Genomic DNA, 23,971 nt, shown 5'->3' on the forward strand with positions numbered 1-23,971 from the left:
AAACAAAGAAAAACCCCATAGATAATTCACTACCTACAGGGTTTAATGAGTAATAGATAAAGTAATTTAATGACTAGTTTGTTGTTCAGCCGCTACCTTAGCTGGTTTTATTTTGCGATTATTTTCAAAGCCGGGTTGTGGAACTTTAATAAAGAATGTCAGTATTCCTGCAAAGATATACAAACCTGTATATGCCCAAACAACACCCACAATATCAAAGAAAGGCAATACTAAACTAGCTATTGCCGGTGCAGCAAAATTACTCAGCCCCGCTGAAAGGTTATAAATTGAGACCGCAGCACCTTTATGGTGTGGCTCAATACTTGGGAATACCGCCGTCATTGGAACAAATGCAGCCACAAAAATACCTAATAAAATGGCGGGTATTAATGCGATGGCAAAATTATGACCAAAATAAACCGGTAAGTAATAAAACATTAAGCTGGATATTGCCATACCTAGGCACCCAAACCACCTAACTTGGCGGATCCAACCAATATGTTCACCAACAATTCCCCAAAAAATATTCGTAAAAATAGTGACAAAGAAGAAAACCGCCCAAATCTGTAACCATTCAGAGATGGTGAACCCTAAGCGGTCAACAAAGAGTAATGGCATGATGATTGCAAAACCAAACAACGAAATAGTGTTGATAATGCGGATTAAACTTGCCATAAAGATGTCTTTGTTGGTAAATAAAATGGTGGCAGCCCGCGACAATTCAGCCATTTTATCTTTCATGGGTAAATTAACTTTGGAGCGATCAACTGGAATGTTACGTAGGCTAAAATAAGCAATTGCGCCACCAATAGCGACCCAACCGATGGCCATCCATAATGTTCCTGTTTCACCCATCATTGGGATTGAAAAACTAGGCAGATAACTGCCGATAACACCAATGCCTACCGAGTACATCGCCCAGAACCAACCCGTAGCCGCAGCAAGATGCGCTCGAGGGATGACTTGCACCAGCATCATCATAAATGAATAAATAAACAATGGATAAGCCAGCCCACGAATACCATAGAATAACAGCATCAAGGTATAGCTTTTCATACCGAGACCAAATGCCATAAATAAGGCATGCATGACAATCCAGAGAATAAACCCGATCATCATGGCTTTTAGGGGGGTGATAATTTCAGCCACAACACCAGATGCCCACGCCGCAACGGCTGCCATTAAACCATAGACAGTAAATACCATCGCGGATTGCGCCGGTGTAAACCCTAAATCAGTAATATGTTTTGATAAAAAAGCCATTTCAAAGCCATCACCACTCATAAAGATAGCGATGGCAATAAAACCCCAGAACAAATGCTTAGGTAGACCAAGCCAATACTGCTTCTGTTCCATTGCAGTTTCCTCATTTTAATTTTGTTATTTTAATCAATCGCGAAGAGATAACCGTGGCGGTGATATGTAGGGAAACACCGCCACACTCGCCTACTGCGGCAATAATTCCCTTGCTTGTTTTTGCTGTTGGTATAATAAACGGAAAACATCAAGCCGTTGATTTAACCAAGTTTGGCACTGTTTTTGTGGTAAATAGGTACTCAGCACTTCTGGTTTTTGGCACACGGTTTCTGTATTACCGCCGTCCGCCAGCCATGCCAAACGAGCCGCACCTAAAGCCCCCGACGAACTCGCCGGGTGAGTCACAATCGGTATATCGATAACATCAGCAATAAGCTGCGCCCAAACAGGACTACGTGCTCCTCCCCCTGTTAAGCTACACCGGCTAATTTGCGTTCCCGTTTGCGTTAAAACCTGCATGCCATCCGCCAGAGCGAAGGTCACGCCTTCAATCACCGCATAACCAAGCTGAGCACGCGTTGTTTCATTTTTTAACGCAAAGAATGAGCCCATTGCGTAAGGGTCATTATGGGGTGTTCTTTCCCCTGATAGGTAAGGCAAAAATACTGGAGCTTGCTTCTTCTCGTCATCGGTCAATTGCCCCACTTCATCCATTAGCTGGTTTTCCGTTGTGGAAAGAAGCTGGCAAAGCCAACGCAAACAGTTGGCAGCACTTAACATCACACTCATTTGGTGCCAACGATTTGGCAATGCATGAGCAAATGCATGGACGCCTTGGTGTGGTGCTGCTTGTAGCTGATTATTAACCACAAAAATGACGCCAGAGGTGCCCAAAGAAATTAGAGCATCACCGTCATTAACCGCACCAACACCAACAGCAGAAGCCGCATTATCACCGCCTCCACCAGCGATAATTACATCGGCGCTAAGCCCCCATTGGGAAGCTAAATCCGCCCGTAACACACCGCTTTTTTCAGCGCCTTCAACTAAAGAAGGCATTTGTTCACGAGTTAAATTAGTTGCAGCCAATAGTTCATCAGACCAATCACGCTTAGCCACATCTAGCCATAATGTGCCCGACGCATCAGACATATCACTGGTAAATTGACCAGTCATTTTCCAACGTAAATAATCTTTAGGAAGCAATACCTTAGCAACTTGTTTGAATATTTCTGGTTCATGGCGTGCGACCCACAATAACTTGGGCGCCGTGAAACCTGGCATCACTAAATTAGCACCAATCGTTAGAAACTCAGGGTGATTTGCCATTAACCATTCACATTCCTTCGCACTGCGGGTGTCATTCCATAAGATACAGTCACGAAGTACTTGGTGTTCGCTGTTTAATAATACTGCGCCGTGCATTTGGCCCGATAAACCAATCGCTTTCACCGCTGCCCATGCTTCTGGGGCTTTTTGGCGCAAGGTAGCCGCAACCGCGTTAGTGGCTTCCCACCAACTATCTGGTGATTGTTCTGCCCACTGAGAATGTGGCCTTTGTACTGTTAATGCCATGTGACTTGAGGCAACAATTTCGCCCTGAGCATTAATTAATACGGCCTTAAGTTCTGAAGTGCCTAGGTCAATTCCGAGGTACATCGCCTTTCTCCTTACAGAGGTTGTTGAGGTGACTTGAGCCAATTTTCAACTTTTTCAACCGTGTTGCTCATCAATTCGTGGAATTCAGTAGAATGAGCGAGTGAGCCGAACAACATTTCACTTGAGACAAATTGCGACAATGCGTCACTGCTATTCATCATTTCTTGATATAGTGCCACATCCAACACACCATCCTGATATTCATAAGGTAATTCACCACGAGCCCAGCGCTGTAAAAATACGAAAAATAAAGCGGGCAGCACAGCCGTCGCAGCCGGAGTCTGCTGACGCTGATAGCATTCTTGGAGTGTTGGCGTAATAAAACCAGGTATTTTTGATAAGCCATCTGCGGCTACACGTTGGTTAGTATCCTGAATATAAGGATTACTAAAGCGTGCGAGTACCACATCACGGTATTGTTCTAAATCGAGAGGACTCGGCGATAATGACGGGATCACATCTTGTGTCACATAATTCCATGCCATTTGTTTGATAGCAGATTGGCGGGTGCTTTCATCAATAAAGCTCAAACCGATTAAGGTGCCTGCCCAAGCAATGCAACTGTGGCTTGCATTCAGAATACGAATCTTCGCTTCTTCCCAAGGTAAAACGGACTCAACCATTTCTACATCGACATTTTCTAATGCAGGACGTCCATTAATAAAGTCATCTTCAATCACCCACTGAATGAATGCCTCTCCCATAACAGGTGCTTTATCATCCCAACCAGTATGCTGTTTTACACGTTCAGCCACATCTGGGGTTGGGCGAGGCGTGATCCTATCAACCATGGTATTCGGCGAACGCGTATTTTCTTTCACCCATTGGTACAGCTCAGTTTCACCTTTTAATTGTAAAAACGATAAAAAGCCGTGTCTAAAGCGTTCGCCATTGTGGCGCAAATTATCACAATTTAACAAGGTCACAGGTTCACCATGAGCCGCTAAACGTGCACGTAAAATTTGTGTTAATGCACCATATATCGTGCTCATTTTGCCCGTTAAATCCGCTTTAATGTCTGGCTGTTCTGCATCTAACTCATGCTGTGGGGTTAAATAATAGCCCGCTTCTGTGACTGTAAAAGCAATAACACGTGTTGCTTTATCACAACCTTGTTCCACTAACTGGCTTAAATTCTCATCCCAATGCAATACTTTGCGCACTGAAGTAATTTTTTCATAATGACGCTCACCTTCAGGTGAAACTGTTTCAAGGGTATATTCCCCATTTTGCTTGGTTAAGTTATCAAGCAATGCATTCGCATCATTGCGAATATTCCCTAAGGCAATTGACCAACTATCATCCCCTTGTTGACACAAGCGGTGCAAATACCACGCTTGGTGAGCACGATGAAATGACCCAGCACCGATGTGCATCCACACTGATTTCTGCTTTAGCATTGTGACTCCTTACCCTAAAATTAAATAATTGCTATTTTTTTGGGCATATGCCCGTTTGTTATATTTTAGTTTCAATCTGATCACAATTACTGCGATAATGCTCACAGTATTGACTTTTGCCCTTTTAATAAACAATTGCCCAGAATTACAATAAGCGAAACCAGCAGGAGAATGTTCATGCAGAAAGAATTAAAAAAAATGGAACAAGCTGCACGTGCGGCATGGCTATATTTTGTGGCAGGCAAAACACAACAGGAAATTGCGCATGAACTTGGGCTATCAAGACAAGTCGCCCAACGCCTTATTTCATTAGCAAAAGAACAAGGTATGGTTCAGGTGCAAATCACGCACCCGATTACGGAGTGTTTAAGACTCGCTAATGAAATCCAGCAAAAGTATCACCTAACACATTGCTTTGTCGTCCCGTCAGGGCAACTAGATACAGAAGCGACACTCGACATGATTTCAGTGGCAGGTGCTGAGCTCATGGAGCAATTAATCGAACCCGATAAACCTCAAGTTATTGGTATCGGTTCAGGCAGAACATTACGCAGTATTATTGACGCTCTTCCTTACCTAGAAACCTCTCAGCACCAATGTGTTTCATTAATAGGCGCTATTGCCCGTGATAGCTCAGCAACACGCTATGATATTCCATTACGCTTTGCAGAAAAATTACAATGCCGACACTATATTCTACCTGCACCTCTTTATGCTGATAGCCCAGAAGATAAAGCAATGTGGTGCCAACATCGCGTGTATAAGGAAGTCACGGAAAAAGCCCTGAATGCAGATATTACCTTTATTGGTATTGGCGAAGTCGGTAAAGGATGCCCGCTCAATTCTGAAGGTTTCGTCACGGATGAACAATTGGAAATGTTGTTAGAAAAAGGTGTCGCCGCAGAACTATTGGGGCATTTTATTCAAGCTAACGGTGAACGACTTTCTACGGCTTTGGATGACACACACACCAGTGTCCCACTGTTCCCTTCCCCAAATAAGCCTGTGATCGCATTTGCGGGTGGTGTGCACAAAACAAAAGCCATTCAAGCCGTTATGAATGGCGGTTGGGTAACAGGTTTAGTGACCGATGAAGCCACTGCGCATCATTTATTAGCGAATAAATAAATTATCCCTGTGTCAGCCAATGATGGCATAACATACCAAGCAAGGTAAATATTAAGGCACCAATTACGTGGATAGCAATGGTGCTAATAGCGAAACCCAATTTACCTTCTTGGATTAGCACCAACACTTCGAGTGAAAAGGTCGAAAAGGTGGTAAATGCGCCGCAGAAGCCAGTCACAATGAATAATTTATAGGCAGGGCTAATATTTGCATTGGCAAAGTACGAAATGGCAAAACCAATGACAAAGCCGCCAACCAAATTGACCGCAACGGTACCTAGAGGAATATTTGGGTAAAGGTGATTGAGTCTTAGGCTAACAAACCATCTTAGCCATCCGCCAAGCACTGAACCCATCGCAATTGCAAATAATGAGGCATACATAGAAACTTCCTTTAATGTCTGGCGGGATAAATGAAAGGAAAGTCTCCCAGTTATACTCTAAATAATTCGAGTTACATGAAGGCGACAAACGAAGATAGTCCGATGAGCATACACAAGTATGTAATTCGGCTAGCGCAATGCAGTCAACACCCATGTAACTTGAAGTATGACGAGTATAGATCATTTATGCCCTAAATTAGGGCACATAATACCTACGTACCCCATCAAATGAAAAGGTTAACGTAGGCATCATCAGCCCTCTACGGGCGGTTTTATATAAGGAGGAATGCCATCTCCCAAAGGTTTACATAAAAATAATAAGGCAACTAATTAGGTGATGCAAACCTATTTTATAATAGATACCCTAAATAGTTAGGGGTCATAACTAAGCAGAAAACGAATAAGTGAGTGTCGTCAACAACGCTACAGCTTGGAGTATGACGAGCTATTGAGACATCTTCAAAATCGTCCGCACATTACTCGCACTCGTTGCAATAATATCAATCGCCCCCGTACGCAGCGCCCCCATGATAGCCATGGCCTTGGAGGATTCGGAAGCAATCGCTATTACACAAGGAATTTTCTTGAGTTCTTCTATGCTTAGGCCAATTACTCGGTCATTCATCACCGTATCAACATGTTGCCCTTGCGCATTAAAAAAATCATAACCCGCGATATCGCCAATCACCCCTTGATTCAAACTCGCATCAACAATTTCACGCGGTGTAAACCAGCCTAGTTTGACCATATAGCTATCTTCATTCATATCGCCAATACCAATTAAGGCAATATCCGCTTTACGGGCGCGATCTAAGGTTTCCTTAATGGTCCCATTTTTCATAAAAGATTGCTTTAATTCGTTATTTTCAACATAAGCAGGGGCGTATAGGGTTTCACTGGTTCCGCCAAATTTCTTCGCTAAGCGACGGCTGATATGGTCCGCATTGATAGAGTCGCCAGGCCGGTGTGTTCCGCCGATTCCGCAAATAAAACGGCAATCTTTTTCAGGAACGGCCCCGCCGCTATCGGCTACCACCGCGACATTTCGCCCCTGACCGACGGTGACTATCATATTGTCACGTAATGTTGTCGATAAATAATTAGCGACAAGTGTGCCAACTTGATAGCGTTGTTCTTCTTCATCGGGATGATCGAGGGCAATCAACGCACGGGAAATCGGAAAACGAGAAAGTAGCTGTTGCTCTAGCTGAGTGCTAAAAATAGGATGATAGCGAACATTGATCTCAACAATACCTTCTTCTTTTGCTCGCTTAAGTAAGCGCCCCACCTTAATTCGCGATATACCAAACTTATTGGCGATCTCTTCCTGAGTAATTTCATCGCGATAATAAGCTATCGCAATTTCAGTCAGTAGCTCGATTTCGGAAGATGTTTGTGATCTATCCATAAGATAGTGGTTTCCTCTTTATTGGTGTTAATCGCAACAAGGATGATAAGGTTTTAGTATAGCGTTTCTAGTGGCAATTAATAAGTGAGTTATAAAAGAGAATGGATATATAGCAATGGTTTTTGACTATATATCCACGAAAAGAGTTATATAAAACAATTATGCATTGGTTAATGCGCTCTGTTTTTCAACACTTTGCGCTAATTGGCATAATAATAAACAACAAGAAGTCGCGCCTGCATCTAATACGCCTCTTGAACGCTCACCAAGGCGGCTTGCACGGCCAATTTTAGCCACTAAATCTACCGTGGAATCACGGCCTGCAACTGCAGCGGCCTGCATCGCATCAAGCGCTTGTTTAAAGTGTTTTCCTGCTTTTGTTGCCTCTTCAAAGGCATTAACCGCAGGGATCAATGTATCCATTAGGCACTTGTCACCCACTGTTGCACTGCTGATGTCTTGCAGTTCGGATAGCCCATTTTTCAACATAGCAAGAAAATCTTGTTGCGATAACTCATTTTTCCCTGAAATGCTGTCTGACATTCCCATAAAGAAACTGCCATAAAGTGGCCCCATTGAACCGCCAATACCTTCCATCAAGGCATCAGAAATCTCTTCAAAGCCTTCACTGAGTGATAATTCACGGTCTGCGATTGCTTTAGCGCATAGATTAAAACCTTTTGCCATATTGATGCCATGGTCTCCATCCCCTATTGCTCCATCAATTTCGCTGAGGTATTCACGGTTAGAAACAATAATGTTCACTAAATCAAGGGTAATTTCCTTGCCGTTGCCCGTTGAAATAACTTGCATAGTTGTCTCCTTATTTGACCTGTGTTAGACCCAATGAATATGCAGGGACATCCATCAATGCTTTCAATTCATCATCCACTTTCATTAATGTCAGCGTTACCCCCATCATTTCTAATGACGTAAAATAGTTACCAACATAGTTACGAACAATACGCACGCCTTTTTCGCTGAGTTGTTTTTCAACCTCTGCATAATAGATATACAATTCCATTACGGGTGTGGCACCTAACCCTGAAACCAATACGACGACTTCATCACCTTGTTTTGCCTGCATATCATCTAAGATTGGCGTTAACATAGTTTGTGCCATTTGCGCTGCAGACTGGATTGGCATGATTTCAATGCCTGGCTCACCATGGTGGCCAATACCGAGCTCCATCATCCCATCTTCAATATGAAAATTTGGATGACCCACCGCTGGAATGGTACAAGACGTTAGCCCAACACCAATAGAATGGCAGTTATTAATCGCTTTTTGTGCCGCATTAATCACGCCGTCTAAATCATAGCCTTTACTTGCTGCGGCAGAACCCACTTTCCACATGAGTATTTCACCCGCGACACCACGGCGCTTTTCTTTCTCGCTCGCAGGGGCTGAAGCGACGTCATCGGTAGCAACCACGGTTTTAACTTTCATACCCGCTTTTTCAGCTTTTTTCATCGCCATTTTGACGTTCATGTTATCGCCTGCATAATTACCATATAAACAAGCAACGCCCGCCCCACTGTCTGCGGCTTTGAACGCATCTAAAAATGCCCCAGCGGTTGGCGAGGAGAAAATTTCACCAATTGCCACCGCATCTAACATGTTTTCGCCCACATAGCCTAAAAATGCAGGTTCATGGCCGGAGCCACCACCAGTAACAATGCCCACTTTCCCTTGTATTGGTGCTTTTGGGTATTTTAATACGCGCGCATTATCAGTCTGCGCAAAATATTCAGGGTGCGCTTTCAAATAGCCTTGAATGGCATCTTCAACAACAAGATCAGGTTCATTAATGATTCTGTTCATAATTCCCTCATTTACTTATTTTCTGGTGTTAGCTGCATCTCTGCCGATTTTTCAAGTAATTCCGCCGGCACAGTAATAAATTTCATCAATATCGCACTAAATAAATAGAGCCCCGAGAAAATCCAAATCACGCCAAAAGCACCTACACTACTAATAAAGAGCCCAACTAATGCAGGACCGACAAAAGTGCTTAACCCTGCCCCTAAATTAAGGACTGACATTGCTGCACCTTTATTTTCAGGCGCTAAACTCGGCATGATGGCTGAAAGTGGTACGTATCCAGCGAGGCATGCACCAAATAAGCCAGCGGCTATCATCATCAGGGTATAATTGTGCCCAAAATAATAAGGCACGTAATAAAACATTAAGGTACAAACCATACAGCCGACACAACCAAACCAAATCACAATATTGCGCCAACCGATACGGTCACTGACAACGCCAAAGATCAGATTAAAAGCGATGTTTACTGTCCAAAGTGCTGCGTAGATATGTAACCATTCTGTGCGGGAAAAACCAAAGTCGGCAAGAAACATTGGCATGAAGATCACAAAACCATACGCTGCAGAGGTATTAATAGTACGAACAATGCCACCTAAACCAATTTTTGGGTTTTCAAACGCAATCGTGATCCCTTTAAACACATAGCTAAGTGAAACTTTTTCTTTCGGTGAGTCCGGTGTATCTCCCGCTTTGTTGCGGTTAAGCGCGATAGCAATAAATGCCCCGATAGTGACAAAAATTAGTCCACTCCATAACGTTGCCATTTCACCTAAAATTGGCAGCGCATAACTCGAATACATCACCCCTAAAACACCGAGTCCGCCACTATAAACAAACCAGAAGATCCCAACAGCAGAGCCCAATTTTTTAATTGGCGCCTCATAGGCCACCCAAACTAAGAAGCCGTAGGCAAACATTGGATAACCAAAACCACGCAACGCATAGGTTGGGATCATGATAGACAGGCTGTTACTCGGTAAACCAACAGATAAGAAAATAACCGAGCCAATCACAAACATCACAAAACCAAAAATCATCACACGACGAGCAGTATAAATTTCAGCCAACACACCGGATAACCACGCGGCGACAGCAGCAAAAAAACCATACACACTAAACAGTAATGAAGACTCTTCAATACTCATTCCACGGCTAATAATAAAAGGCGACAACCAGCCTTGTTCAAGCCCTTCCCCCATCATAAAGATCAGGACGCCAAAATAGCCAAGTAGTAACTTTGGTGAAAACCCCGTTACTTTAGACAGTTTATTGATTATCATATTGTTGACCTCAGTGCTTGTTCGCTGGGTTAGGACCTGAATAACAAGCCTTGGTAGGGTGACATTTATTCAGGTCCAATTTTTATCGTTATATTTTTAATTTCGTATTTTTTTCAACCCACTACAGCACTACAGGTTTGGGTCGAGAACCACTTTAATGTGCGGGTCACCTTTCGCCATCATCGAAAAACCTTCCGCAAATTTATCTAAAGGTAAGATATCCGTCACCACCCCTTTAGTTGGGAAATCACCATTACCAATGCCTTCAATCACTAACGGGTAGCAATATGGGCCAAGGTGAGAACCTAATAAATCCAGTTCTTTGCGGTCACTGATAATGCTCCAATCCACGGTCACAGGGTCTTTAAATACAGAAAACTCAACAAAAGTACCTAATTTACGGATCATCTTAAGACCTTGCTCTACCGATTTAGGGGCCCCAGTCGCTTCAATGTAAATGTCACAGCCATAACCTTCAGTCATCTCTTTGACAATTTTATCTACATCATCACGTTTAGGGTTTAATACGATATCAGCACCAAATTCTTTTGCTAATTCAAGACGTTTATCAAATAAATCCAGAACGACTAACTTGCCTGCACCGGATTTTTTAATTGCACCAATCATGCCTAGGCCTAATGTTCCCGCCCCCGAAAGCACGACGACATCACCCAATTTGACATTGGCACGCTGCACCGCATGTAAAGAACAGGCGTAAGGTTCAATTAAAATAGCGTCTTCAATTGGCATCTCAACAGGTACATGGTAGTTAATGGCCTCTTTGGTGAACTTCATATATTGCGCCATACCGCCGTTCACGTTGTTTTGGAAACCATATAAGTCATGCTTCTCACACATCCAGTATTCACCGCGTTTACAGAAACGGCATTCCCAGCAAGGTACGATTTGCTCAGAAATAACACGGTCACCTAATGCAAAACCTTCAACTTTTGAACCAAAGCCTACGACATGGCCAATAAATTCATGCCCTGGGATCATCGGTGCCTTGATATAAGCGGGCTGCTCTGCATCCCCCCAAAAGCTTGGCGCACCTTCAAAAGCCTTCACATCACCCGCGCAGATACCACAAGCTTCTACGCGAACCAAAATTTCTTCTTCACTAATTTTAGGGACATCGACAGTTTCTAAACGGTAGTCTTTTGGTGCATAAGCAACCACGGCTTTCATTTTTTCTGGAATGCTTTCGCTCATCGTTGCTTTTGAATCACAGTGTTCACACATAGTTCTATCCTCGGCGGTTTGTAAAATGAACATAAGTTCAATGAAGATACAAATTAACCATACCTTCTTTTCTTCATCCTTGCCCATAGTCAGATTGTCAAAGTGTGATTCAGTGCAAAAATTCTTATAAAATCGCCTTGAAACGCCTATTTTTTACATTTTTGGCAAAAAAAATTAAATTTGAAGCTGTAGATCACAGAATTCATCATCACAAAAATAAAAACATATGTTCACCTATTGATTATTTGTTCATAAGATCCTATTTTCTAAATAGTACATTTGATTGATTAATGAACTTTTGTTCAACAATAAGGATCTCTATCATGCTATCTATTGCTATTGGTGCAGATGACGCTGCATTTGAAATGAAAGATTTGATTAAGGCTCACTTAGCAGAATTAAACATTGAAGTGACTGATTACTGCTTAAATACTGGGGTTGCAGATGAAATGTATCCTGATGTTGCCCACGCTGTTGCAACTGCAATCGTACAAGGTAAACACCAGCGCGGTATTTTAATTTGTGGTACCGGAATTGGTATGTCCATTGTTGCCAATAAAGTCACAGGCATTCGAGCAGCACTGTGCCATGACACATACTCCGCTGAACGAGCACAAAAAAGTAATGATGCACAAATTATTACCTTTGGTGCCCGTGTGATTGGCCCTGAACTGGCTAAAACCATTGTCGACACATGGCTGGCTTCCCATTATGAAGGGGGACGGTCAGCGCCGAAAGTGGCTCGAATCAGTGAGTATGAAAATGGGGAACGTTAGTTTTACTTTAGGCGCTTTTACTTTGGGAGCTTTGTAATGTCCACTCAACCACAAAATAAATTAGCCAATGCCATTCGATTTCTTTCAATAGATGCCGTACAACAAGCCAACTCAGGCCACCCCGGCGCACCAATGGGAATGGCTGATATTGCCGAAGTCCTATGGCGAGATTACTTACAGCACAACCCTGCTGACCCGAATTGGCCTAATCGTGACCGTTTCGTCTTGTCAAACGGCCATGCATCAATGCTGCTCTATAGCTTACTTCATTTAACGGGCTATGATTTATCTATCGACGATTTAAAACAGTTCCGTCAGCTCCATTCCAAAACACCGGGTCATCCTGAATTAGGCTATACCCCCGGTGTTGAAACCACTACAGGTCCTTTAGGCCAAGGCATTGCCAACGCGGTTGGTATGGCAATAGCAGAAAAAACGTTGGCTGCTACGTTTAATCGCTCTGGTTTCCCCGTTGTCGACCACTATACCTACACATTTTTAGGTGATGGCTGCTTAATGGAGGGGATCTCTCATGAGGTGTGCTCATTAGCAGGGACGCTAAAACTCAATAAACTTATTGCCTTTTATGATGATAACCGTATTTCTATTGATGGTAATACTCAAGGTTGGTTTACTGATAATACCGCAAAGCGTTTTGAAGCTTATGGCTGGCATGTTATTCGCCAAGTCGATGGCCATTCTCGGCCTGCAATCAAAGCGGCCATTGAACAAGCTCGCCAACAAACCTCGAAACCAACCCTCATTATTTGCAGAACCACTATTGGTTATGGATCTCCCAATAAAGCCGGGACAGCCGATTCTCATGGTGCTCCATTAGGGCAAGACGAAATAGCGCTGACTCGTCAACAACTCGGCTGGGAATACCCTCCTTTTGTTATTCCTGATGAAATATACCAGCCTTGGAATGCCCTAGAACATGGTGCTGAACAGCAATTACGTTGGGAGCAAGCATTACGAGAATATGCCAAACAATACCCAGAACTTGCCGAGCAGCTAACGCAGCGATTATCCAATCAACTTCCTGAAAAATTTACAGATATCATTGATAACTTCATTCAACAATTAAATGAAAACCCTGCAACGATAGCTACACGTAAAGCGTCACAAAATACACTCAATATTATTGGCCCTGTTTTATCTGAATTAATCGGTGGTTCCGCAGACTTAGCCCCAAGCAACCTCACCTATTGGTCTGGGTCACTGCCAATTAATGAACAGCCTTCAGGCAACTATATTCACTATGGCGTCAGAGAGTTTGGTATGACCGCCATTGCTAATGGAATTGCATTACACGGCGGTTTTCGCCCTTACACAGCAACTTTTTTGATGTTCTCTGAATATGCGCAAAATGCCGTGAGAATGGCCGCATTAATGAAATTACCCCAAATACTCATTTATACTCACGATTCCATTGGATTAGGTGAAGATGGCCCAACGCACCAACCTGTTGAGCAACTTGTTTCACTACGTGCAACACCTAATTTGTCAGTCTGGCGCCCTTGTTGCCAAGTAGAAACAGCGGTGGCTTGGCAACAAGCTATCTTAGCGAAACATACGCCAACCGCCTTGATATTATCGCGGCAAAACCTAATACAATATTCGCGAACAACTGAACAACTCGCCAATATTGCATATGGTGGATATATTTTGCGCAGTAATAGTGAAAACCCTGAATTACTATTAATTGCCACAGGCTCTGAAGTCACATTAGCGGTTGAAGCTTGGAAACAACTGACTGAACAAGGGTTTAATGTGAATGTTATTTCGATGCCTTCAACAGATACCTTTGACCAACAACCCTTAGAGTACCAACAGCGCGTTTTACCCAATCACGTTCGGCACCGTATTGCTATCGAAGCCAGTATCAATGATTACTGGCGTAAATATGTAGGAATTGATGGATTGGTCATGGGAATGAATAGCTTTGGGGAGTCAGCTCCTGCAAACCAATTATTTGAATATTTTGGTTTCACCGTAGAAAAGCTTATTACTATGTCGCTTTCATTATTAAAACCTAATGATTAATTGATATAGCAATAATTAATATCTGTTATCCTACTTTGTAATTTTCTATTACAAGCCAAATAATACTTATGTTATTTGGCTTATTTTTTATTTAAATAAAATCATCAATAATAAATAAAGCGAGTCGCTACTCACACTCACTTTATTCATTATTAAATATCACTATTGGATACTGTAGCCACCATCAATAACCAAATTATGTCCGGTGATCATATCGGATGCATCACTGGCCAAAAATAATGCACATGCGGCAATTTCAGACGGTTCAGCAAAACGCCTTGCAGGAATTTTTCCTTTCATTTCATCACCTTTTTCACCTTCCCACGCTTTTTTGCCCAGTTCTGTCATCACAATAGTTGGTGAAATGGCGTTGGTTTGTATCCCTTTAGGGCTCCATTCAAGTGCTAATACTTGGGTTAAACCAATAATCGCTGCTTTACTCGCACAATAGGCGGCATGTTGGTCTAAGGCAATCACGCCTGCTTGTGATGCCATATTAATAATCTTCCCTTTTCCATTATTAATCATGATATTACCTGCAGATTGGCAAACCAAAAAAGTCCCTTTTAAATTCACGTTCATGGTTAAATCCCAGTCTGACTCACTTAAATTTTCAGCGGGAGCAAGCGCTACAATTCCAGCACTATTGACGACAATATCTAATGTACCATAATGCTCAATGACATGTTTTACCATCTGAGAAACCGCCTCAGAATTTGTGATATCACATTGAATACCAATTGAATTTTTTAATTTCTCTGCAATTTTCACTACTTTATCTGACTTATCAATTAACGCAATTTTAGCCCCTTTTTCGACATACAGTTGAGCAATCGCCAACCCAATGCCTGCAGCTCCCCCTGTAATTAAAGCGACCTTGCCATCAAGTGAAAAGTTGGTGTTATAGCCACTAAATTTTTTCATTTTAATTCCTTAATGTCATGATGTGATATTTAATATATAGATGAAATAAATATAGTGTTGCCTTAGAGAGACAACAAAATATTAAGTGCAGATTAGATTACTTGGTATTATTAATATAATATTATCACTAGTTAAACTCTATATTATTTATGTAAAAAAAAGAGATATCTCTCAAATTAAATACCATCCTAAATTCTGAATGCACATATGTTCAAAATAATAATTTGAATGAATATTTGTGCTTTATTTTCAACTGTACAAATCTTTCCTAGAACTCATCTACGTTGTCCTACTTCATTAGAAGTGTATTTTTTCTTCCCCTATAATTTTTCAATTAATTGGCGCATAATATTAGTTATATCTAAATTGATATTGAACAATATCAGCGCTGTATTATTGAGTAAGATATTGAATGAATATCATTTACACTAAATGCTGCGCACTTAATTTATAGGTCATTGATAATATGGAACAAAGCAACTTGCTATTACAACTTAGTAACATTGGCTATAGCATTGAGCAAAAAACAATTCTTGATAATGTGCAGATTAACTTACAGGCAGGCGACTTTAAACTGATTACGGGTCCTTCCGGCTGCGGTAAAAGTACCTTATTAAAAATAGTGGCCTCGTTAATTTCACCTACTCAAGGAACGATTAAGTTTCAAGGGAAAGATATCAATACCATCCTCCCAGAAACTTATCGTCAGCAGGTTTCTTACTGTACTCAAACGCCCACTTTATTTGGACAAACTGTGTATGACAACCTCGTTTTTCCCTATCAAATTCGAAAGTTGCTATTTAATAAAGACAAAGTCATCAGTGATTTGCACCAATTTTCTCTACATGAATCTATTTTGGATAAAGGGATCAATGAACTCTCTGGAGGAGAAAAACAGCGTATTTCTCTTATTAGAAACTTACAATTTCTTCCGCAAGTCTTGCTATTAGATGAAATCACCAGTGCCCTTGATGAAGAAAACAAAATTATAGTGAATGAATTTATCCATCATTTAACGAGTGACAAAAAAATAGGCGTGCTATGGGTAACTCATGACCAAGATGAAATCGCTCATACCAATGAAGTTATCACCCTTCCTGTTCATCACAACGAATCATAGGATATCACTGTGCATCAACCAACTATTTCCAATGAATCCTTAACCTTTTCAATCCTGTTAGTCCTCGTGGCTATTTTTATTAGCCATAAAGAAAAACTATCCCTTGAAAAAGATATTATCTGGAGTACTTGCCGAGCGATTATTCAACTATTGATCGCTGGCTACATTCTAAAATATATTTTTAATGTTGATCACGAATTGCTCACGATTGCATTGGTGATGTTTATTTGTGTCAATGCTGCGTGGAACGCTAAGAAAAGAAGCAAATATATTGATAAAATTTATGTTACTGCATTAATTGCCATTACCTCTGGCACATTTCTTACATTGTTAATTCTGATATTAACCAATGCCATTGCATTTACGCCTATGCAGGTAATTCCTATTACTGGAATGATTGCGGGTAACGCCATGATTGCGGTAGGGTTATGCTTTAATAACCTTGGTCAACGGTTTTCAAGCCAGCAACAACAAATTCAAGAAATGCTTAGTTTAGGGGCAACGCCCAAAGTTGCTTCCGCTGCTATTATTCGTGACAGTATCCGAGCATCATTGATCCCAACGGTAGATTCTGCCAAAACAGTGGGAATTGTCAGCTTACCGGGCATGATGTCTGGGTTGATTTTCGCTGGAGTTGACCCATTACAAGCTGTTAAGTACCAGATTATGGTGACTTTTATGTTGTTAGGTACAGCAAGCCTTTCAACCATACTGGCTGGGTATATGACCTATACAAAATTCTATAACCAACGCCACCAATTATTGGTTACAACTCTGAATAAACAATAACCTTCCGCCGCTTATTGGTCACCAACGATAAGCGGCACTTTCTTAATATCACTCTTTAACCACCCCCACAGGTAACACTTCAATTAATTGTGCTTTGCTATTTTCATTATCTATCAACTTAAAAATATGATTTAACATCGTTGGCACATCCTGTTTGACCATTTCGATGTCATTACCTAAAAGAGCAACAAAAGGATCCCAGTCAAAACAGCCTAAGTGGGGTTGCTGTGAACCGATATAGCCCTTTTTACCTAACCAATCAATAACCCCTTCTAATGAAATAGTTGAATTAATAAACAAACCGCATTTCACTATTTTCTGTGGATCATCATTATTCTGTTCAAAAAACTGTGAGAGTGATTTTTCAGCTTTTTCGGGGGCATAACCACAAGCCAAAATATTTTCTTGTGGAACCGTGATACCTTTTTCATTATGCGCATCAATAAACCCACGAATACGTTCACGTGTATTGTGGTCATGTTCACGACCACCAATAAAAATTAAAGCTTCATTTATTGATGTTTGAGACTTATTTTTGCTTAAAATACGTTGGGTTAAATTTTTTGCGCCAAGATAGTTATTTGAAATAACCGAAGGCGCCAACGAGCCCGGTAAGTCTAAATTTAAGGTCGAAACCCCCGAAGCTTGGCAAATTTCAGTAATTTTATCTGGGTTCGTTGCCCCTGTTGAAATCAACCAATCAACCTGATAAGAAATCATTGCGCGTGCAGCTTCTATTTCTAACTTTGGGTCACGCCGCGTACAAGTAATAATAGGAAACAGTCCCCTTTCACGCGCCATTTCTTCAAAATGCTCGACAATCGAACCAAAATAGCGGTTGTCATACTTCGGAACCAACATACCAATTATTTTGGATTTATTACTGCGCAATAAGCTGGCTTGCTTGTTAACTGCATAATTTTGTTCTTCGGCGATGCGGATCACTTTTTCCGCAAGTTGTGCGCTAATTCGCCTTTTTTGCCAATTACCGTTGAGTATTGCACTCACTGCACTAGCTGAAACTCCAGCTAATTCGGCAAGGTCATAGATCGTTGTTTTCTTATTTTGTCTGATCTTTGTCACAGATTCTTATCTCCATTTTTTACTAGCTTGACACCAAAGTCGAAAAGTCGCAATACTGCTACATCGATTGAGCAAAATTGGAATTGATGATGTATGAGTTGATAAACTGCAAAATAAATACTATCAATCCATCGCATTTAGCCACCTATCCATCGTTGTGACTCATTGCTATTCCATTAATTTCAGACGCTTTTCATTCTTACATTTCGCTAAAATATCCGATTGGAGTAAATTATGGCTATTTCTATTGAGAACAAAGTCGCAGCAATTACCGGAGCTGCCTCAGGTATCGGGCTTGAATGCGCACGTACACTGATCAAGGCGGGTGCAAAAGTCGTTCTAATTGACCGTGCTGAAGAGCGATTAAACCAACTTGTTGAGGAACTAGGTGAAAATGCGATTCCATTAGTAGTCGATTTAATGAAGCCAGAACAAGTTGATGGAATGTTAGATGCCATCTTACAAAAAGCAGGCGGCTTAGATATTTTCCATGCTAATGCCGGTGCTTATATTGGCGGCCCTGTTGCTGAGGGTGACCCAGATGTATGGGATAAAGTTTTAAACTTAAACATTAATGCGGCCTTCCGTTGTGTTCGCGCAGTGCTACCTCATTTTATTGCCCAAAAATCAGGTGATGTATTATTCACCAGCTCAATTGCAGGTGTAGTCCCAGTGATCTGGGAGCCAATTTACACCGCATCAAAATTTGCTGTCCAAGCCTTCGTCCATTCAACTCGCCGCCAAGTTTCTGAACATGGTATCCGTGTTGGTGCGGTATTACCTGGCCCTGTAGTGACAGCCTTACTCGATGATTGGCCGAAAGAAAAAATGGAAGAAGCTCTGGCAAATGGTAGCTTAATGCAACCGATTGAAGTCGCTGAAGCCGTATTATTTATGCTAACTCGCCCACGCAATGTCACTATTCGTGACCTTGTTATTGTGCCAAACAGTGTTGATCTCTAACTTGTCACCTCGCAATTCATTGCAGTTAGCACCTTGGAGGGAAAATGAATAATTCACATGCACGATTAAAAGATAACGATAAAGTCGTTATTGGTATCGATGTTGGCACAGGCAGTGCACGCGCCGGGGTCTTTGATATGTCCGGCAATATGTTAGCATCTGCCAAACGCGATATTACGCTCTTCCGTGATAACGCCAATTTCGCTGAGCAATCAAGTAACGAAATTTGGGAAGCGGTTTGTTATTGTGTCAAGCAAGCGATAGCATCATCAACAGTAAAACCACAACAAGTTGCAGGTATTGGCTTTGATGCAACCTGCTCACTGGTTGTCATTGGTTCAGATAAACATCCTATTACGGTTAGCCCATCGAATGACCCTGAGCGCAATATTATTGTTTGGATGGATCACCGTGCAACAGAACAAGCTGAGCGCATTAATCAATTAAAGCACCCTGTTCTAAACTATGTTGGCGGTAAGATTTCGCCCGAAATGGAAACGCCTAAGATTTTATGGCTAAAAGAAAATTTACGTCAATCCTATGATAACGCATGGCAATTTTTTGATTTAGCCGATTTTTTAACTTGGAAATCAACTAACTCCTTAGCTCGCTCAACTTGCACAGTCACCTGTAAGTGGACATATCTTGCCCATGAAAAACGTTGGGATGCAGGCTACTTTCAACAGATTGGTCTATCTGAACTTGCCGATGAAAACTTCGCACGTATTGGTCAGCTTATTGTAGAACCAGGAACGCCTTGTGGTGAAGGCTTAACGGAAACCGCAGCCCAACAAATGGGATTACTAGCAGGGACACCTGTCGCTGCAGGCATGATAGATGCTCATGCAGGCGGTATTGGTACCGTTGGCGTAAATGGTGATGCAACCGCTAATATGGCATACGTATTTGGCACATCTTCATGCACGATGACAACGACTAAAGAACCCGTATTTATACCGGGTGTATGGGGTCCGTATTTCAGTGCAATGGTACCGGGCATGTGGCTAAATGAAGGAGGCCAAAGTGCGGCTGGTGCTGCAATTGACCAGTTACTTTCCTTACATCCCGCTTCAGTACAAGCAAAACTTACGGCAAAAGAGCAAGGTAAACCCTTGCCTGTGATGTTAGCGGATTTAGTATTAGAAAAATCATCGTCACCATCACAGTCTGTTGAACTAGCTGAAAAAATACATGTGGTTCCTGAATTTTTAGGGAATCGAGCACCTTTTGCTGACCCTCATGCCAGAGCTGTCATTGCTGGATTAACTATGGATAACAGCATGGAAAATTTACTTTCTTTCTATGTTGCTGGTCTGTGTGGAATTGGCTATGGATTACGACAAATCATTGAAGCACAAGCAAAATCTGGTGCTGCTATTGAAAATATTGTTGTTAGTGGCGGTGCAGGACAGCACCCGTTGATCCGCCAGCTACTTGCTGATGCTTGTGGCGTTCCTGTGATTTCAACACAAGCCAGTGAACCAGTATTGCTAGGTTCTGCTATCCTTGGTGCCGTTGCAGGGAAAGTCTGTGAAGATGTCTCGCAAGCTATGGACCAATTTAGTGCTATCGACTTAACCTACCAAACCAATGAAGCATATAAAAACCGCCATGATACAAGATTCGCCTCTTTCTTGCATTTGCAACAATGTGCTAGAGAATTAAAAGGTTAATCACGTTGATATGACACTCAAGTAATATTTGGACTAAAGAAAGCCGTAAACCGGCTTTCTTTAATAGAATTCGTTTTGCTTATCGAGCTTAATTTAATAGAAAAACCTGCGCTATAGCTCACTTTTAGAAGCAATATCTTGTCCATAACGAATCGACCATTTCCTTTGGTACCAAATCGTAATCTCCCTCGACCATTGGAATAGACAAGGAGACCTTCCCTTGTTTATCACTGTAAGCTTTCACAATGAATTTTTTATAGCCTTCTAGCCTTGCATTCTTAACTCGAAACACTTCGCCACATACATAACCTAAATCCCCTTTATCCGCAGTTTGGCGAATAAAATTATATTTCACATTTTTAAATGAAGCAGATTCTGGATAAGATAAATAGTCTTCAACGCTACTCTTAGCCATTTTCACAAGATCAGGTGTAGGGGTATAGTTCAATGTCACACCTAAGATAAAAGAGCCCCCAGTTAACAATAAAATTGTGAGCAACTTTATGATATTCATATTACTAAGCTCTCATTTATTCAATAACAAGCCAATTGACCAAAATGACCTAATAATTTCGCCCCAAAATATACTTAAGCAGTTATCTTCAGCCAATTGTAAATAAATAATAATTATTTTAATAACAACCAACCTTATCTATATAAGAATACCTTATTAGATAACTTGTTTTTCTAATTATTACCCCAGATAACTGCTACCAACAAAGCGAATAAGTACAATTAGATTGATATGGGCTATTCGTATTTATACTTTATTTTACACACCTAATGAGTAAGTATACCAGTATTAAACTAAGAATATAAATAGTACTCGAAACATTAACTGTTTCAATTTGTATTTTTTTAACTAAAATAGTTTCAATTATCCAAAAACAGAAACAATAATAAGCCTTAACTGTTTATCATAACTTAACAAAAATAAACAAAAATATGTAATAAAACAATTCAATTCAATAATAGTCATGTCTAAATGTTAATTAGCCCACTTAATGAGTATTTTCACTCAATATAAGCGTAAAATAGAATTAATTAATAATAAATCCGTTATTTTCAATTAAAATTCATCTAGCTTATTTAGATATTATAAAAACAAAAAATACCTAAAATTCAATTCACTACGAAATAACATATTAATTTGCATCATCTCTTAGCTTAATTTTTAGCATATCGTTAACGAGTATCTTTATTTCAGGCTAAATTAGCAATTTTATAGTACCCGTTAAAATGCAACGCAACCTAATCAATTGATTAATAAAACAAAAATAACAAATAAATTGATTAAAACGACGTTAACCATATGATAAAAAATAGTTAAAATCATCAACCCACCTTAAGAAACATAAGAATATTTAACTATATGCATATTGTAATTTACCATTGAATGCCTCTATATCTCTTCTTTTACACAATTTTTGATATATCTGACCAATCAAAATTACAGAATATTCCTAGGATAATTGATGCATTTAACCAATACATAAAATTATCCGGCTAAATTTGACAAAATATTTTTTTTATCTCATGTAGCATTGCTTTCCAAAGAAAAAGGGTTAACCATGACAAATACTCAATTACTATTACTTGCAACTAATAACATCAGAAATAACGTAGATCTAAGCCACTCTCAGGAATCTTATGTATACCAGTTTTACTATGCTAACGTCGTAGGTCACTTCGACAGCATTCAAAATTTTCTTACTGTATTTAAACAGCAGACGAGCGCAATATTAGATGCATCACAACAATTAGCAGAACAGCGGCAGCAGATATACTCAACAGTTGAGTATTATTTAGAAATAGCTGAAAAACGCTATATTGAAAGGAAAAAAATACTAGGCAATTAACTTAGCATTACAGTTGGAAAGGCCTACAAACCAAATGAGGCCTTTTATCGAAAATTTCTCTGTAAGTGTTTATTGCTCTTGTAGCTCTAATTCAGCAATTATAGGTAGGTGGTCGCTAACACTTGACCATTGAAACTCTTTACTATCCGTTGGAATTTCCATTTTTTTCACATCCCAAACTTGCCCTTTAAATGTAAAAATATGGTCGATGTCTATGGCTGGGTTTACCGCTGGCCAACTACGATAATCAACACCTTTAAACTCAACTGGGTTCCACATATAACGAATTTCTTGGATAGGCTGTTCATTAGCTGTTGAATTGAAATCTCCCGCTAATATTTTTATTGAGGCCGCAATATTATCAAACCCCGTATCTGTATCCCCAATACTCGCATCTAAAATATGGCGCACTTGCCCAATGCGAATGGTTGGATCTTTCTGCCAATCCAGATGTGTTCCCATCACAATAATTGGTGCATCAAAACCTGGCTTTGATATTTGAGATATTAATACAACCCGTTGTTCTGCATCACCAGAAGGTAAATTAATTACTTTAGATTTATCAATTTTATATTTTGATAAAATTCCTACACCGTACTCTCCACCATCAAAATCTAATGCCTTACCAAAAGCAAAATCCATCTTATTGGCTTTAGCTATTTCTTCTAGCTGGTGAACTTTTTTACTGCGAGCGGTTTTATTATCAATTTCAGTTAAAACAATCACGTCAGCATCTATTTTCGCAATCGCCTTATTTAGCTCATCAAGATTACTGACATCTGGTGACAACTCATTTTTACCAATGTTATACGTTGCGACTTTAATAGTCGGCTTGTTCGAAGTGTAAACTTTATTCGGAGTTCCTCCATCCTGTACTTTCAGAATTTCGGAACCCGACATTGTTGCCATCGCACCACAAGAAACTAGAATTGTGGTGGAAATAACTGTTTTTAGTAATTTCATTGTTTTCCCCTGTTAATGACTAATACAACAGAATAGTGCAAGTATTTAATAAAATTCTCGCGGAGCTAACCCCCGTTAACTTGCAGTTTTCATACATTAACAGAGAATAAAAAAGATATAGTGACCCAGTCTACAATCTTATTTCGAGAGAAAAAAAAACATCTTTTTGACCGTCAAAATAGAGAGCTATC

At 40.6% G+C, this 23,971-nt stretch carries 21 protein-coding genes and 1 riboswitch; of the genes, 8 read left to right on the forward strand and 13 right to left on the reverse strand.

Annotated features, from left to right (window positions below):
- Positions 1-66 precede the first annotated feature (66 nt).
- From M1F17_RS12375 to dalD, 3 genes are all read right to left on the reverse strand, one after another.
- Positions 67-1,356: an MFS transporter gene (locus M1F17_RS12375; RefSeq protein ID WP_004263579.1), complete on the reverse strand. Its 1,290-nt coding sequence runs from the start codon at positions 1,354-1,356 to the stop codon at positions 67-69.
- 90 nt (positions 1,357-1,446) lie between these two features.
- A complete protein-coding gene (xylB, locus tag M1F17_RS12380) occupies positions 1,447-2,916 on the reverse strand; it encodes a xylulokinase (RefSeq protein ID WP_196731582.1) in 1,470 nt (489 codons plus the stop codon).
- Positions 2,917-2,927: 11 nt separating this feature from the next.
- A complete protein-coding gene (gene dalD / locus M1F17_RS12385; RefSeq protein WP_164455739.1) occupies positions 2,928-4,316 on the reverse strand; it encodes a D-arabinitol 4-dehydrogenase in 1,389 nt (462 codons plus the stop codon).
- Between the two features lie 177 nt (positions 4,317-4,493).
- On the opposite strand from dalD, the gene M1F17_RS12390 reads away from it, so the two are divergent.
- Entirely contained in the window at positions 4,494-5,444 is a 951-nt protein-coding gene (locus tag M1F17_RS12390; protein WP_094961245.1) for a sugar-binding transcriptional regulator, read from the forward strand.
- Between the two features lies 1 nt (position 5,445).
- Here M1F17_RS12390 and crcB read toward each other — a convergent pair whose 3' ends face one another.
- The 6 genes from crcB to M1F17_RS12420 all read right to left on the reverse strand — a co-directional run bounded on the left by crcB (position 5,446) and on the right by M1F17_RS12420 (position 11,584).
- A complete protein-coding gene (gene crcB / locus M1F17_RS12395) occupies positions 5,446-5,826 on the reverse strand; it encodes a fluoride efflux transporter CrcB (RefSeq protein WP_094961244.1) in 381 nt (126 codons plus the stop codon).
- 236 nt (positions 5,827-6,062) lie between these two features.
- Positions 6,063-6,132: riboswitch (Fluoride riboswitch) on the reverse strand.
- Between the two features lie 139 nt (positions 6,133-6,271).
- Positions 6,272-7,234: a sugar-binding transcriptional regulator gene (locus M1F17_RS12400; RefSeq protein WP_004263559.1), complete on the reverse strand. Its 963-nt coding sequence runs from the start codon at positions 7,232-7,234 to the stop codon at positions 6,272-6,274.
- Positions 7,235-7,393: 159 nt separating this feature from the next.
- Entirely contained in the window at positions 7,394-8,047 is a 654-nt protein-coding gene (gene dhaL / locus M1F17_RS12405; RefSeq protein WP_094961243.1) for a dihydroxyacetone kinase subunit DhaL, read from the reverse strand.
- A 10-nt stretch (positions 8,048-8,057) separates the two neighbouring features.
- The gene (locus M1F17_RS12410; protein WP_094961242.1) at positions 8,058-9,059 is read right to left on the reverse strand and encodes a dihydroxyacetone kinase subunit DhaK; all 1,002 of its coding nucleotides are present in this window, start codon (positions 9,057-9,059) and stop codon (positions 8,058-8,060) included.
- A gap of 11 nt (positions 9,060-9,070) precedes the next feature.
- On the reverse strand, positions 9,071-10,342 hold the full coding sequence (locus tag M1F17_RS12415; protein ID WP_004263544.1) for an MFS transporter: 1,272 nt from the start codon (positions 10,340-10,342) through the stop codon (positions 9,071-9,073).
- A 129-nt stretch (positions 10,343-10,471) separates the two neighbouring features.
- Entirely contained in the window at positions 10,472-11,584 is a 1,113-nt protein-coding gene (locus M1F17_RS12420; protein ID WP_036958649.1) for an MDR/zinc-dependent alcohol dehydrogenase-like family protein, read from the reverse strand.
- 323 nt (positions 11,585-11,907) lie between these two features.
- Here M1F17_RS12420 and rpiB point away from each other — a divergent pair, with 323 nt between their 5' ends.
- Positions 11,908-12,360 (forward strand): ribose 5-phosphate isomerase B, encoded by a 453-nt coding sequence (rpiB, locus tag M1F17_RS12425; protein WP_004263541.1) that lies wholly within the window; start codon positions 11,908-11,910, stop codon positions 12,358-12,360.
- 36 nt (positions 12,361-12,396) lie between these two features.
- Positions 12,397-14,406 carry a transketolase gene (gene tkt / locus M1F17_RS12430; RefSeq protein WP_094961241.1) on the forward strand — a complete coding sequence of 670 codons (2,010 nt, stop codon included), beginning with the start codon at positions 12,397-12,399 and terminating at the stop codon, positions 14,404-14,406.
- Positions 14,407-14,568: 162 nt separating this feature from the next.
- Here tkt and M1F17_RS12435 read toward each other — a convergent pair whose 3' ends face one another.
- Positions 14,569-15,330: an SDR family oxidoreductase gene (locus tag M1F17_RS12435; protein WP_094961240.1), complete on the reverse strand. Its 762-nt coding sequence runs from the start codon at positions 15,328-15,330 to the stop codon at positions 14,569-14,571.
- A gap of 466 nt (positions 15,331-15,796) precedes the next feature.
- On the opposite strand from M1F17_RS12435, the gene fetA reads away from it, so the two are divergent.
- Both fetA and fetB read left to right on the forward strand, forming a co-directional pair.
- Entirely contained in the window at positions 15,797-16,450 is a 654-nt protein-coding gene (gene fetA / locus M1F17_RS12440) for an iron efflux ABC transporter ATP-binding subunit FetA (RefSeq protein ID WP_094961239.1), read from the forward strand.
- A gap of 9 nt (positions 16,451-16,459) precedes the next feature.
- Entirely contained in the window at positions 16,460-17,239 is a 780-nt protein-coding gene (gene fetB, locus M1F17_RS12445; RefSeq protein WP_094961238.1) for an iron efflux ABC transporter permease subunit FetB, read from the forward strand.
- Positions 17,240-17,287: 48 nt separating this feature from the next.
- Here fetB and M1F17_RS12450 read toward each other — a convergent pair whose 3' ends face one another.
- Positions 17,288-18,322 (reverse strand): substrate-binding domain-containing protein, encoded by a 1,035-nt coding sequence (locus tag M1F17_RS12450; RefSeq protein ID WP_094961237.1) that lies wholly within the window; start codon positions 18,320-18,322, stop codon positions 17,288-17,290.
- 234 nt (positions 18,323-18,556) lie between these two features.
- Between M1F17_RS12450 and M1F17_RS12455 the strand changes: the two genes are divergently transcribed.
- Both M1F17_RS12455 and M1F17_RS12460 read left to right on the forward strand, forming a co-directional pair.
- Positions 18,557-19,285 carry an SDR family oxidoreductase gene (locus tag M1F17_RS12455; protein ID WP_004263513.1) on the forward strand — a complete coding sequence of 243 codons (729 nt, stop codon included), beginning with the start codon at positions 18,557-18,559 and terminating at the stop codon, positions 19,283-19,285.
- A 44-nt stretch (positions 19,286-19,329) separates the two neighbouring features.
- The gene (locus tag M1F17_RS12460) at positions 19,330-20,958 is read left to right on the forward strand and encodes an FGGY-family carbohydrate kinase (RefSeq protein ID WP_004263510.1); all 1,629 of its coding nucleotides are present in this window, start codon (positions 19,330-19,332) and stop codon (positions 20,956-20,958) included.
- A 124-nt stretch (positions 20,959-21,082) separates the two neighbouring features.
- Here the strand turns inward: M1F17_RS12460 and M1F17_RS12465 are convergent, their stop codons facing one another.
- The gene (locus tag M1F17_RS12465) at positions 21,083-21,472 is read right to left on the reverse strand and encodes a hypothetical protein (protein WP_004263505.1); all 390 of its coding nucleotides are present in this window, start codon (positions 21,470-21,472) and stop codon (positions 21,083-21,085) included.
- Positions 21,473-22,529: 1,057 nt separating this feature from the next.
- On the opposite strand from M1F17_RS12465, the gene M1F17_RS12470 reads away from it, so the two are divergent.
- Positions 22,530-22,817 (forward strand): hypothetical protein, encoded by a 288-nt coding sequence (locus M1F17_RS12470; RefSeq protein ID WP_094961235.1) that lies wholly within the window; start codon positions 22,530-22,532, stop codon positions 22,815-22,817.
- A gap of 69 nt (positions 22,818-22,886) precedes the next feature.
- Here M1F17_RS12470 and M1F17_RS12475 read toward each other — a convergent pair whose 3' ends face one another.
- Positions 22,887-23,780, reverse strand: coding sequence for an endonuclease/exonuclease/phosphatase family protein (locus M1F17_RS12475; protein WP_094961234.1), 894 nt, complete (start codon positions 23,778-23,780; stop codon positions 22,887-22,889).
- Positions 23,781-23,971: the final 191 nt, after the last annotated feature.

The sequence above is a fragment of the Providencia sp. PROV073 genome (genome assembly GCF_033688125.1).
GTDB lineage: Bacteria > Pseudomonadota > Gammaproteobacteria > Enterobacterales > Enterobacteriaceae > Providencia > Providencia hangzhouensis.